This is a genomic window from Myxosarcina sp. GI1(2024), from assembly GCF_053543375.1.
The window spans coordinates 1,809,683-1,821,692 of the sequence record NZ_JBKGTY010000001.1 but is presented as its reverse complement, the minus strand read 5'-3'; the positions used below and the strand labels follow the sequence as shown (position 1 = coordinate 1,821,692).

Here is a 12,010-nt window from a genome sequence, read left to right as displayed (position 1 = left end):
AACGGTTTGGCTTTTTAAAATTGACACCTTACTATCGAAAATTTAGAAAAGAAATAGCTTTAATTAATAGCAAAGCATCAATAAACCTCTTGTATGGATAAACGACCGAACTCTTTTTCCTTTGACTTTAACCTTTTATCTTTAGCTTAGATAGTTAACGATGATTCGTGCAACAAATCTAATTTAAAATACAACTACCTTATCGGTTTTTTCCCAGGGTAGTTCTAATTCCTTTCTACCCATGTGTCCGTAGGCAGATAGGTGTTGATAAAATTTACCTCGATTGAGAGAAGGTAAAAATCGAAGATCGAACTGGCGAATTATTGCTGCCAGACGAAAATCAAAATGTTGGTGCAGTTGTTCGATCATTTTCTCTTCAGCAATCTTACCCGTACCAAAAGTTTCAACTTCAATACTTACGGGACGAGCTTGACCGATAGTATAACTAAGCTGTACTTCACATTCATCGGCTAGATTGGCAGCTACGACATTTTTGGCGGCATAACGAGCAGCATATGCTCCTATTCTGTCGATGCGAATGGGATCTTTGCCGCTGAGTGCCGCACCACTGTGCTTGGCATATTCGCCATAGGTATCGATCGCATTTTTTCTACCGGTCAGACCAGAATGGCTGGCAGGACCCCCCGGAGAGTCGATCCCATCTGGATTGACAAAGATCCGGGTATTTTCATCGGGTTGAATCCCTTCGTCGGCAAAAGCTGGCTCGATGACCGTTTCATAAATATCTTTTTCAAGCTGTTGGAGATTGGGGGTCAATGGCTGATTCTGGCTGGCAACTACCGTCAGACTGTGAATGCGGTAAGGTTGGAGATCGCGATATTCCACACCTACCTGAGTTTTACCATCAGGAGCGAGATAGGGCAGAATTTTTTCCTGTCTCACTCGATCTAGTTGTCGGGCTAATTTATGTGCCAGCCAAATCGGTAAGGGCATTAAAGTCTCAGTTTGATTGCAGGCAAAGCCAAAGACGCTGACCTGGTTTTTAACGGTGATTGCTTCTATTTCTGCATCTGATAGCTGTTTTTCGTCAAAATTACTTTGCTTGTTGACTGGTAATTCCTCTAAGCTAGTCAAAATGCTACAGGTTTTACTATTGAACGAAGGTTGGTCGTAGCCCACCTCTTCGATCACTCGTCGAGCCACATTGGTAAAATCGACATTGGCATTCGGTTCGAAACGGGCAGAAAGAAAGACAATCCCCGTGGAAACCGCGCATTCGGTAATGATCCGCGAAAAGGGATCTTGTTGCAACAGGCGATCGACAATAGCGTCACTAATGCGATCGCACAACTTGTCTGGATGTCCCTGAGTGACGGATTCGGAGGTGAACATGAAATCTTTTTTCATGGTTGTTCGTGTTGTTCGTCGTTATTTATCTGTAGGAGATAACCGCCGTTTTCCCCTACTATTTTTTGTAGTTTCATTAACCATCAAAGGCAGTCCGGCAGTGCTGGCAATTACTAACCAATCAAGGGGATCGAGAGGGGCGAGTTGCATGATATTACCCAACCCTGGAATAAAAATCGGTAAAAGCTGTAAGGCTGCCGAACCGATTACTGCACCATCGACATAGTGATTATCGGGGAGTCGATCGCGATCGAAGATGCTATGAGTTTCCGAACGACAGCTAATGGTATGTAAGATTTGTCCCAAGGTCAGACTCATAAACAAAATCGTGCTTGCCTGGGGTTTTTGTCCGTATTTGACCAAACCATAACCATAGGCACTCAGGGCACTAGCAGAAATTACGCCAGATTCTAGGGCAATACGTTCGAAATCCGACCGCTTGATAATTGGTTGCTCGGGATCGCGTGGGGGGCGGTTGAGCACTTCTGGTTCTGGTGGTTCCATTGCTAATGCCAGTCCGGGAAAAATATCCGTGACTAAGTTTAGCCACAGCAACTGAATGGTATTGAGGGGTTCTCCTAAACCAATGGCAGTGGCTACGGTAGTGACTATAATCTCGCTGAGATTGGTAGAGAGCAAAAAGTGAACCGATTTGCGGATATTGTTATAAATAGTGCGTCCTCGACTGACAGCATTAATCATCGTTTCTAGTCGGTCGTCTTCAATGACGACATCGGCAACTTCCCTAACCACGTCGGCTTTACCCGAACCCATCGCCACCCCGACGTTAGCGGCTTTTAAAGCGGGAGTATCGTTAATGCCATCTCCAGTCATGGCAACAATCTTGCCTTTTTCCTGTAATGCCCGGACGATTTGTAATTTATCCGCAGGACTGATGCGGGCAAACACATCTACTCGTTCGCAAAGAGCCTGTAATTTATCCGACCCTACTTGAGCGAGGTCGGCAGCATCGAGAATTTCTAACTGGCTTTGGCGACTTAAATTTAACTCTTTGGCGATCGCATAAGCAGTAGGACTCTGATCCCCGGTAATCATTACCGTATCGATACCCGCCCGATGGAAAGCTTCCATTAAATCCGCTACACCCTGGCGGATCGGATCTGCCATACCCGTCAGACCGAGCCAAATTAAGTCCCGTTCGGGATGTTCGTCAAGATTATCGACGTAAGCATAAGCGACTCCCAAAACTCGCAGTGCCTTACCTGCCATCTTTTCGTTTTCTCGTTCTAAAGCTTGTTTATCTTCGTCCGAGAGCGCCACGATCTCGCCGTCTTTAATTTGCGAGGTGCAGATTGCCAATACTTCTTCGGGACTACCTTTAACCGCCACTAACATTCGCTCGCCTTCAGTTTGGTGAACCGTAGTCATAATGTTGCGGTCTTCGCCACGGGGATAAGTTTTAATTAGAGGATGCTTGGCTCTAAGATCGCGGATACTCATTCCCGAAGCCATTGTCATATAAACCAGAGCATTTTCAGTTGCAGAACCTTTAACCTCATCTTCTCCATCTTCACCGGGGATTATTTCTGATTCGCTACAGAGAGCTACTACTTGCAGTAGCATTGATAGTGCTTTAGATTCATCGGGATTAATTTCGGTTTCCTCTCGAATAAAGCGATCTTCTTGCAGTTTGACAATCCCAATGCCGATATGCACTTCGGCAACTACCATTTGATTTCGGGTAATCGTTCCCGTTTTATCCAGACAAATAGTCTGTACCGAGCCTAGAGCTTCTACCGCATTGAGACCGCGAATTAGGATATGCCGCTTCCTCATATCGCCCATTCCCAAAGCCAAGGTAGTAGTGGCGATGGTTGGTAAGCCTTCTGGTACGGAAGCTACGGCGAGAGAAATCGCAGTCTTGAGCATCGGTACAAACCCATAACCCCGCAACAAACCCAGTCCGAAAGTCAGTCCGCAGACCCCGCTACAGAGCAAAACGAGTTGGGATCCGACCTCATCTAGCTGTTTTTGCAAGGGAGTTTGGCTGGCTTCGGCTTCACTAACTATCCCTTGAATCTTACCCATTTCGGTAAATTTGCCCGTTGCTACTACTACAGCCTTGCCCGAGCCGCCAGTAATGAAGGTGCCCTTGTAAACCATATTAGTGCGTTCTCCCAAAGGAATTTCTTCACCTTGGAGAGTCGCTACCCGTTTGTTGACGGCAATACTTTCTCCAGTCAGAGCAGATTCATCTACGCTCAGATTGTCGGTTTCGATTAGGCGGGCATCGGCGGCGACATAGTTATTAGTTTGCAGCACTAACAGATCTCCAGGAACGATTTCCTCACTTTCTATTTCCTGTTTCTCCCCATCTCTAATAACTAAGGCTAGGGGGTTTTCATCGCTTTGCAGGGAATTAATGATTTTTTCCGACTGACTTTCGGTAACATAACCGATGACGGAGTTAGTTAAGACCACTCCCGCGATCGCCACGGCATCGACAAATCCTCCCGTTACCACCGAAACTACTGCCGCTACCCCCAATAAAGCTACGGGTAAAGATTCAAACTGGTCGGCAAAAATACTCCAGTCCGAGCGCGATTTTGACTCGGTAAGTGCATTTTTACCATAGCGATCGAGATTTTCGTCGGCAGTTTCCGCAGTTAAACCCGAAGTTTTTGAACTAGATAATTTAGACAAAATTGAATCTAGCTCGAGTAAATGCCAATTTTCGCTTGGTTGTTCTTCCTCGTGGGCTATTTCTCTAGTTTCTACTTTAGTTTCCGACTCAGATTGCGGTTGATGGCGATCGCGATTTTGTCGGTAGGTGGCAATGCTTTGCTCGATCGCAGTCGCAATGTCCTGATGAGTTTTATCGGGTTTAAATTTCACCAACAGGTTGCCCGTCACCGAGCTAACTGTTACTTTAATTATTTCCGAGCGTTTGGCAAGCGATCGCTCTAAATATTGTTGCAGCGCTGCCGAACGATAGAGTTCGTTGACGTGATATCTCGCCCTTCCTTTAATCGTGGTATGTATTGCCTGAATCATAAATCTCTAACTATTTGTCTCGGGGAGAAACTCTGGGTCATCTCCTTCTGTTCTCCAGTGGTAAAGCCTACTTGGCACTCGACCCAGTAACATATCCGTCTTTATTCCCTTTTCAAGCCGCAGCAGCAAGACTAGATAGTACTTTTCGCTTTTGCTTGAGGGAATTTATTGGCGATCGCTTATTCCCGACAGGGTAAAAACTTCTAATCGTTGCCGTTAGCAATCTCATTTTCTCTGGACAACTGAGCGGGTGTTGGGTTCGCTCCGTCATCGTCTAGCCTTCTCGTCTCTGGTTTTGGTTGATTGAGCTTATTAAAACTATCGAAGGCATACCAAGCTAAGTTATACCAGCGAATTTTATCTAGTTGTGGTCCCTGAATTAGCAACTGTCCCAAAGCTAGAGTTCCCAATCCCAAAGGCAACAAAAACCGTAGATCGACATAACCATTAGTCAGCCAATCGACTTTTTCGTTTAACTCCGACACTGCATCCATAGTTTCTGCTGCTGCTACAGAAGTTCTTTGAGAAACACGAGAGCGTTGGCGGGGACGAAGGGGTTGAGAATCCGTTGCTAACTGCTGTTCTTCGTCTACTTCTGCTTGGGCTTCTGCCAAAACATCTTCAAATCGCTCTCTGGCTTCAGCTACTGCTTCTTTGCATCTTTGAGAAAAAGCAATCGCATCTTTAATCGTTTTTTTAGCCGTGGGCTGATTGATTCCTGCGGCGAGTGGCAGAACTATTGGTGCGAGCATTACTGCCGTTACTCCTTCAATAATTTCTGATACTTCAATCTCATCCCAATCAAATTCTGCTGTCATTTTTCCACTACCAAATAATTATTTTTGTTTTGAAATCTAAAAAACAGAATACTAGAGTCTTATTGTTACAGATAGATTTTTTCGAACTTGCGATTTTAGATGGTAAATTTTAGATTGCGTATTTTTTGGTCTGTTTCACTTGATATATCCCTCAATTTCTCTAGTTAGTTACCGCGATCGCTAGGTAAGTGTCCTCCGTTCGAACTAATGAATAAATTTAAGAAGGAGGTAGACGAGCGAGCGAGACTATCTTACAAATTAGTCCTTAGTCTATACGGTATTCTTCTTTCTTAAGACAGATACCAGTAAAAAAGAGCGAGCTAAGGAGCGCTTTGAGATTAGACAGTTGGCTAACTTCAGTTAGGTTCGTTTAATATTTTCAAACTCAATCTGTTACAGCATCTATCTTAAGTAGACCTTTTGAGAACATTGTTTTTTATACTTTATATCTTTTGCTAGTTCTATCAAAGTTGGAAGTTTTCTAAGCTACTCATAGTGTTAATCGCCAACTGGCTGCGAAATGAGAATTTAAGTATGGAATTGCGATCGCAGTTAATTGGCAATTTTAATTAAAAATTAAATTACAAGAGGTGTAGTTTTATGGCATCTGTCGATCTAGAACAGAACGTCGATCGCGCTTTACGCGCCTATCAAAATTTGAGTGTCGATGAAAAGTTGGCATTTTTATGGTATGTATATACCAAAATGGGAGACTCGGTTACTCCGGCTGCTCCAGGTTCGGCGGGATTTGATATTTCTACAGGACTTTTCAATCAGGTAAAAGAAAAATCTTTTGAAGAACAATTAGATATTCAACGTAAGATTATTTCTGGAGAGGATACTGTAATTTCCCGCGAGTATGGCTCTTTAAGCGAAGATACTAAGTTGCTGTTTTGGTATCAACTCGCCCAGGGAATGGATGCCGGTACGATAGTTCCCATGCCAGAAGACTATCAGCCTAGTAGTAGTATCGAACAATTATTACCCCAGGTAGAAGCGATGGATTTCGAGCAGCAAATCACTCTGCTCAGAAACGCCGTAGTTGACGCAGGAGCAGAACCCAAATCCGGTAGCGCAGTCTAACTTTGTGCCAGTACTTCTTATAGTTTTGGTAATACCAACAAATTTTGCTGCTGCTTGTCGATCTAGCCTAGACAAGCAGTTTTTTTTATGGATTTCTGGGATAAGTTTTCTCGGGTTAATCGATCTTAAAAATCTACTTTTGCTGCAAATTCCTCTTAAAGAGAGTAGACAGTTGCGATAAAGTCATAATTGAGGAAATACTAAAAGCAATTGTTGATTTATATGGCATCCGAGAAGCAAGCAACAGAAAAAGCTATTATTACCGATTACCGCGATATAGATCGCGAAAAACTTTCACCAATGTATCATCACTACGTGGAAGTCAAAGAACAATATCCCAATGCGTTGTTGCTATATCGGGTGGGTGATTTTTTTGAGTGCTTTTTTCAGGATGCGGTGACTATTGCTAGAGAATTGGAATTACTCCAAACCAGCAAGGAAGCGGGGAAAGAAATCGGGCGAGTGGCGATGACGGGCGTACCCCATCATGCCCTAGAACGCTACAGCACGATGTTAGTTGAAAAAGGCTTTGCAGTGGCTATTTGCGATCAGGTAGAAGATGCTAAAGAAGCTCTCGCTGAAAAACGGATGGTGCGTAGGGAAATCCAAAAATTACTTACTCCTGGCACTCTAACCGACGATGGAATGTTATCCGCTCGTCGCAATAATTTTTTAGCGGCAGTGGTTATTGCTGGAGAACACTGGGGTTTGGCTCATGCAGATATTTCTACGGGAGAGTTTTTAACCACTCAAGGGAGGGATTTGGCCAACTTAAGTTTGGAGTTGCTAAGGTTACAACCATCGGAAGTTTTAGTTCCCAGCAATGCACCAGACGTAAATAGCTTGTTGCGCCCAGGAGAGAAATCGGAACACTTAGATGTTTGCTTGCCCGAAGATTTTTGTTATTCGTTGCGATCGCAAAAACCTTTTACTCTAGTAGAAGCCAGTCAGAGATTGAAAGATATCTTTGGAGTTAAATCTCTAGAAGGCATGGGCTGTGCGAATTTACCCTTGGGAGTCAGAGCGGCGGGGGGTTTGCTCGAATACGTAGAAGAGACTCAAAAAGCTTATCGCGTACCCCTACAGCTTTTACGTTCCTATAGTTTGGCAGATTACCTGATATTAGACCATCAAACGCGCCGCAATCTAGAAATTACTCAGACCGTCAGGGATGGTACTTTTCACGGTTCGCTGCTGTGGGCGTTAGATCGCACTAATACGGCAATGGGAGGCAGGGCGTTACGCCGCTGGTTATTGCAGCCTTTAATCGATCTTAAAGGTATTGCTGCCCGTCAGGAAACCATTGGCGAATTGATCGCTAACACTTCTGTAAGGCAGGATTTGCGAGCGATGCTGCGCAAAATTTACGATTTAGAAAGATTGGCGGGAAGAGTGGGTTCTGGTACCGCCAATGCCCGCGATCTACTCGCTTTGGCAGAATCTTTAGTAAAACTAACCGATCTAGCGGCGATCGCTTCTTTTGGCTCTTCTCCCTACCTCAAAGCCATTCAAAAAGTACCATCCGAACTAGAAAAATTGGGAACCTACGTCATCGAGCATTTAGTGGAAACCCCCCCACAGCAAGTCAAAGAGGGAGGATTGATTCGAGACGGTGTCAATGCCCAGTTAGATGAGATCCGCCAAAGACTGGAAGATGACAAGCAGTGGCTGACTACCTTAGAGGTGACGGAACGAGAAAGAGTGGGAGTTGCCAATCTCAAAGTGGGCTATAACAAAACTTTTGGCTATTACATTAGTATGCCTCGTTCTAAAGCCAGTCAAGCTCCCGACAACTATCAGCGCAAACAAACTCTGACTAATGAAGAAAGATATATCACCTCGGAACTTAAAGAAAGAGAAACTAGAATACTCACGGCAAAAGACGATTTAAATAATCTAGAATACGAAATTTTTACTCAGTTAAGGGCGACAGTAGCCGAAAAAGCTGGAGAAATTCGCAGCATTGCTAAAGCTGTAGCGGCAGTTGATGTCTTATCGGGATTGGCAGAAATAGCCGTCTATCAAAACTACTGCCGTCCCGAAATAGTAGAAGGACGAGAAATAGAAATCGTCGATGGCAGACATCCAGTGGTAGAACAGTCTTTGGGCATTGGCTTTTTCGTGCCCAACTCTACTAATCTGGGAGGAGCAGAAAATATTGCTGCCAACGGCTCTACAAAAAGCGAAGCAAATCCCGATTTAATTATTCTCACGGGACCAAATGCCAGTGGTAAAAGCTGCTATCTACGTCAGGTGGGACTGATTCAGTTAATCGCGCAAATTGGCAGTTTCGTACCAGCCACAGAAGCCAGACTGGCGATTTGCGATCGCATTTTTACTCGTGTCGGTGCAGTAGACGATTTGGCAACGGGACAGTCTACTTTTATGGTCGAGATGAATGAAACCGCCAATATTCTCAACCACGCCACTCCCAAATCGTTAGTTTTGTTAGATGAAATTGGCAGGGGTACGGCTACTTTCGACGGACTTTCCATTGCCTGGGCAGTGGCGGAGTATTTAGCAGCAGAAATCCAGGCACGAACGATTTTTGCTACCCACTATCACGAATTAAACGAACTGGCATCTATTTTGACCAATGTAGCTAACTACCAGGTGAAGGTTAAAGAAATGCCCGATAAAATTATTTTCCTGCATCAAGTCAGTCCGGGTGGGGCAGATAAATCCTATGGGATCGAAGCAGGAAGACTAGCAGGTTTACCTCCTACAGTGATTTCTAGAGCCAGACTAGTAATGGGACAAATTGAAAAACACAGCAAGATTGCTTTAGGTTTGCGTCAGGGGATCGAGCAGGTACAGCCCGATCGATATCAAAATCGAGAAGCGATCGAGCAACTGGATATATTTGAAGATTGAAACTGTCTCTCTTTGATGGTTGATAGTCGATCGCTAAAAGTCAATCGGTCTATTACGCCAAAAAAATATGGGTAGTGCTAAAGATGTAATGAAGCATTATAGTAATATACGAAGTGCCAGATAGCACCTAGATGATTCTCTAATGATTTGGAAAATGATAGGGTTTTTCCCACTAATCGAGATACTCTTTGTCTAAGAGTATTGTTAAACCGTTCAATATAACTTGTTCTTCCTGTTTCTTTTCCCACTGCTTGATGGGGTTGTTGAGGAAATACCGTCTCATAAGCTGCCCAAAAATCAGACGATAGACAGGAGGTAGCGAATTCCACAGTTCTGGCGCTGCTTGTTCGCTGCGATTGCGCTCCGCGCAGTGGCAAAGCCAATCGCCAATTGTTACCCCAACGATTTCACGAGTTTTGGAATCCAAAGCTAACCAGACCCATTGTTTATTTCCTTGATGGTCTACAAATGACACGGGGCTTTCAAGGTGCGGAACCTGTGTCCGCACACAGCCCCTCCACATTGCATCACACTGCTTCGTCAATTTCCCCTTTTTTTGGGTGTGACTTTTATTTCTCTGGGAACTAGAGCATATTTATTTATGGTTAACATAGGTTTGAAGCCACTTTTCTGACACTTCAACTGCTCGTGCAATACCTGCCAAAGAAATTCTTTCTAATCAGAGCCTGTCAATCAACTCCCGTTTCTCTTGATTAACGACGATTTTTTGCGGTTTCTCTACAAATTGACGATGACATTGATTACATCTAAACCTTTGTTTTCCGTTGTGAATCCGACCATTTTTGACAATTTTCTCAGAATGGCAGCTTGGACAAGTAGGCTTTGCTCTCGAGTTATTTAAGCTCGACGTTTATTTTAGATCGTTACTTCTACAGGACTACCCAATTTTGATATTAATTTAGGGCGTAGCCAGCTATGCTCTAATTTTTTTAGTGTATCTATCTTCTGACTGATGATGTAAAGATGAAACTCTTCAGAGATTACTACTCATGCAGCGCGATCTATTGATATATTGACCGTGAATATTAACACCATAAGGAACTAAATAAGTAATAAATCCCGATAGCCACCGTTGACGGGTCATTTTATTCTGAAACAATGCCGTTCCGTGATTAGATAATAATAAATAAAGCCTAACCAATTACTAAAGCTACTTTAATAGCTGTTGGTGCTAACTTGGGATTGACTAAAGCTTTGACAAACTCTTTCATTTAAAGCAAAAATATTATTGATGATAATCTGCGCCAGAACCATACTGCCACGCATCCAGCCAGCGATGATAAAGATACTGTTGTTTTGTAGATAAATTGTTAAATATTGGCTTGAGTAATTTTCCTAAAGGATATAAACCGCTATACAATCCGAGATTAAAATAGTGAAACAGCCAGTTAACTAAGGGATTGATACCAACTTGGGGTATTATAGGCAAAACTAACTTGGGATTTACTAAAGGAAGTGTTTTTGCTAGGGGAGCAAATTGAATTACATCTTGTAAGAAAGGCTCAATTACTTCATCTCCCTGTTCGTCCATTACGGCAAAAACCCCACTCATTAAATTATTAATTTGGTTGGGAGCTACATTTTTATCTACTCCTACACTCATAGTTTGCTGAAATAGCCAGGTAACAGAAATATTAGGTTGATATGGTTGCAGCAAAGCCAAATCTCTACTGGATAAGCTGTCGGTACTTAAAGCTTCATTGACACCATTGGTAAGTCGTTTCAAGTGACGAATCGTCGAACCAAAACCCCCAAAGCTAATGGGAGATTGTCCTCCCGCACTGTCGCCAATGGCTAGCAGGCGATCGCACGGTAGATTTAAAGGACTGTGATGATAGGCAGGAAAAAAACCAAATAAAAACCGCTCGAACTGTAGCCATTCTAACTCAATATTTTGATACTCCGGTAATAGTCTTAAATACTCTTCCATGAAGTGCTCTAAACTAGGGCGTTGAGGATGAGCATCTAGGTAACTAAACATATAGGTAGTTCTACCATCTCTGGCAGGAAAAGCTTCCCAAAAATACTGGCAGTTATTAACAATTGGGGTAAAAGTATGAATTAAATCTCCCGTACTATTTTCGGGATAACCTCGAGCACAGCTACCTACGACGATACATACTGCATCGGGTTTAATACCATTTCTAAACTGTTTGACTATCGGTGAAAAATGCCCCATTGCATCGATTAACAAACGGGTTCTAATTTTTTGCTCTCCTGCGCCAATTTCAACCCCATCAGGATGAACGGTAGCAGTTTCAAAAGCGGTCTTTTCTAATAAATTTCCTCCCGCTTGGAGGAACTTTTGTTTGAGAGTGGCGAGTAAATAAACTGGATCGACACCAATATTTAAAACGTCTTTAACCCAAACTTCTTTGCCACCTAGAAAGCTCACTCTCGCAGGATTGTATTCTGTGGTGATCGCTCGTTCTAATTCAGATTTGGTTAGCAGTTCTAAGTCAATAAATACTTCTAGTTCTTGACGAGAAATATTCCATTCTTGTTCTCTGCCTTTTAAAATACCTTTTTCAATTAAAGTTACTTGCCACCCCAATCTTTGTAGTGCTGCACCGAGAAGTATCCCCAAAGTACCGCCACAAATAACAATATCGCTGTCAGATTCTAAGAGTTTTTCCCCACTGGCAAAAACTACTTGAGAAGGCTCGATTTTATTTTCTTTGATAGCCGACCAGAATTTGTCTGCCTGACGCAAACCTACTAGAGTATTGTCCGAGCGCGGGGATAAAATTTGTTCGGTTAAGCTCATTTATTGGGGGTTTTAATAACTTTATTCGATCTACTTATATTCTAAGGAAATCGAGCGGTAAATT

Annotated in this window: 8 protein-coding genes and 1 pseudogene; 3 read left to right on the top strand and 6 right to left on the bottom strand. The window is 43.2% G+C overall.

Annotated features, from left to right (window positions below):
• Positions 1-183: 183 nt before the first annotated feature.
• On the bottom strand, positions 184-1,368 hold the full coding sequence (gene metK / locus ACLFKQ_RS08685; protein ID WP_448999383.1) for a methionine adenosyltransferase: 1,185 nt from the start codon (positions 1,366-1,368) through the stop codon (positions 184-186).
• Between the two features lie 21 nt (positions 1,369-1,389).
• Entirely contained in the window at positions 1,390-4,383 is a 2,994-nt protein-coding gene (locus ACLFKQ_RS08680) for an HAD-IC family P-type ATPase (RefSeq protein ID WP_448999382.1), read from the bottom strand.
• Positions 4,384-4,397: 14 nt separating this feature from the next.
• Here ACLFKQ_RS08680 and ACLFKQ_RS08675 point away from each other — a divergent pair, with 14 nt between their 5' ends.
• Entirely contained in the window at positions 4,398-4,580 is a 183-nt protein-coding gene (locus tag ACLFKQ_RS08675) for a hypothetical protein (RefSeq protein WP_448999381.1), read from the top strand.
• A 6-nt stretch (positions 4,581-4,586) separates the two neighbouring features.
• On the opposite strand, the gene ACLFKQ_RS08670 is transcribed toward ACLFKQ_RS08675, so the two are convergent.
• Positions 4,587-5,201: a DUF5132 domain-containing protein gene (locus tag ACLFKQ_RS08670; protein ID WP_448999380.1), complete on the bottom strand. Its 615-nt coding sequence runs from the start codon at positions 5,199-5,201 to the stop codon at positions 4,587-4,589.
• A gap of 600 nt (positions 5,202-5,801) precedes the next feature.
• On the opposite strand from ACLFKQ_RS08670, the gene ACLFKQ_RS08665 reads away from it, so the two are divergent.
• Together ACLFKQ_RS08665 and mutS are read left to right on the top strand one after the other, a co-directional pair.
• Entirely contained in the window at positions 5,802-6,284 is a 483-nt protein-coding gene (locus ACLFKQ_RS08665) for an orange carotenoid protein N-terminal domain-containing protein (RefSeq protein ID WP_448999379.1), read from the top strand.
• A gap of 222 nt (positions 6,285-6,506) precedes the next feature.
• Complete coding sequence (mutS, locus tag ACLFKQ_RS08660; RefSeq protein ID WP_448999378.1) at positions 6,507-9,158, top strand: DNA mismatch repair protein MutS; 2,652 nt, start codon at positions 6,507-6,509, stop codon at positions 9,156-9,158.
• 77 nt (positions 9,159-9,235) lie between these two features.
• Here the strand turns inward: mutS and ACLFKQ_RS08655 are convergent.
• From ACLFKQ_RS08655 to ACLFKQ_RS08645, 3 genes and pseudogenes are all read right to left on the bottom strand, one after another.
• Positions 9,236-9,969: pseudogene (locus tag ACLFKQ_RS08655) on the bottom strand (IS1 family transposase).
• Positions 9,970-10,152: 183 nt separating this feature from the next.
• Complete coding sequence (gene nrtS / locus ACLFKQ_RS08650; protein ID WP_448999377.1) at positions 10,153-10,278, bottom strand: nitrate/nitrite transporter NrtS; 126 nt, start codon at positions 10,276-10,278, stop codon at positions 10,153-10,155.
• 126 nt (positions 10,279-10,404) lie between these two features.
• A complete protein-coding gene (locus tag ACLFKQ_RS08645; RefSeq protein WP_448999376.1) occupies positions 10,405-11,946 on the bottom strand; it encodes an FAD-dependent oxidoreductase in 1,542 nt (513 codons plus the stop codon).
• Positions 11,947-12,010 lie beyond the last annotated feature (64 nt).

Bases quoted from the DNA above. Each gene is read 5' to 3' on its own strand.
- ACLFKQ_RS08680 (WP_448999382.1), bottom strand. From the start codon at position 4,383: ATGATTCAGGCAATACATACCACGATTAAAGGAAGGGCGAGATATCAC.
- ACLFKQ_RS08645 (WP_448999376.1), bottom strand. From the start codon at position 11,946: ATGAGCTTAACCGAACAAATTTTATCCCCGCGCTCGGACAATACTCTA.
- ACLFKQ_RS08665 (WP_448999379.1), top strand. From the start codon at position 5,802: ATGGCATCTGTCGATCTAGAACAGAACGTCGATCGCGCTTTACGCGCC.
- ACLFKQ_RS08670 (WP_448999380.1), bottom strand. From the start codon at position 5,201: ATGACAGCAGAATTTGATTGGGATGAGATTGAAGTATCAGAAATTATT.
- mutS (WP_448999378.1), top strand. From the start codon at position 6,507: ATGGCATCCGAGAAGCAAGCAACAGAAAAAGCTATTATTACCGATTAC.
- metK (WP_448999383.1), bottom strand. From the start codon at position 1,368: ATGAAAAAAGATTTCATGTTCACCTCCGAATCCGTCACTCAGGGACAT.